General features: G+C 63.7%; 2 protein-coding genes. Both read left to right on the top strand.

What is annotated here, in order from left to right:
• A partial coding sequence (locus tag AAIO73_RS20165; protein WP_345880585.1) for a hypothetical protein occupies window positions 1-414 on the top strand: 414 nt, incomplete at its 5' end.
• Between the two features lie 8 nt (window positions 415-422).
• Window positions 423-656 carry a BrxR family helix-turn-helix transcriptional regulator gene (locus AAIO73_RS20160; protein WP_526023835.1) on the top strand — a complete coding sequence of 78 codons (234 nt, stop codon included), beginning with the start codon at window positions 423-425 and terminating at the stop codon, window positions 654-656.

Genomic DNA, 656 nt, shown 5'->3' with positions numbered 1-656 from the left:
CTTGCCGCCCTCGCCTCCGCGCCTGCCAAATGCTCGGTATGTGGCTATGCGGAGGTGGACTGCCGCGCCCGCAAGCCGATGACGTGCTTCGGGCGGGGGGGCGATGATCTCGCCTCCGCGCCTGCCGGGGATGGGGTAATCGCCGTAGTCATAGAGCTTGCTCGTCGCGATATCGCCCGCGAGCAGACGGATTTCCTCGGCCGGATGGCTCAATCGTTATGTACCTACGAGGGTATATTCGCGGACTATCCAGACGGCGACTTGCCTGAAGATGTGCGGGATGAGGCCGAGGATGAGATAAGCGCGCTTGCGGGACTGGCGCTCGCCCAGCTTGTCTTGCTCCGGCATCCAAGCGACGGCACCGACCCCGCCGCAGCCCTCGCCCGCCCGCACTTTTGCGGTGCGCGCCAGTGACGTGGTTCATGCGCCAGCGGCAGGACTTCATTCGCGCCCAGCTACAGGCGTTTGGCATGATCCGCCGCGCGGAAATCGTTAAGCGGTTCGAGGTGACGATCGCGGTTGCCAGCGCCGATATTCAGACGTTCATTGCCGCCCATCCTGATGCGATTGACTATGATCGGGTGGCGAAATGCTACGTTTACGAGGATCGTGAACCGCTCGCCCTGCAATCCCCGCCCGCGAAGGTGGAGGGGTGA

Source organism: Sphingomonas epibiotica (genome assembly GCF_039615155.1).
Lineage (GTDB): Bacteria > Pseudomonadota > Alphaproteobacteria > Sphingomonadales > Sphingomonadaceae > Sphingomonas.
The sequence above is the reverse complement of the archived record's forward strand: the minus strand, read 5'-3'. Positions and strand labels throughout refer to the sequence as shown.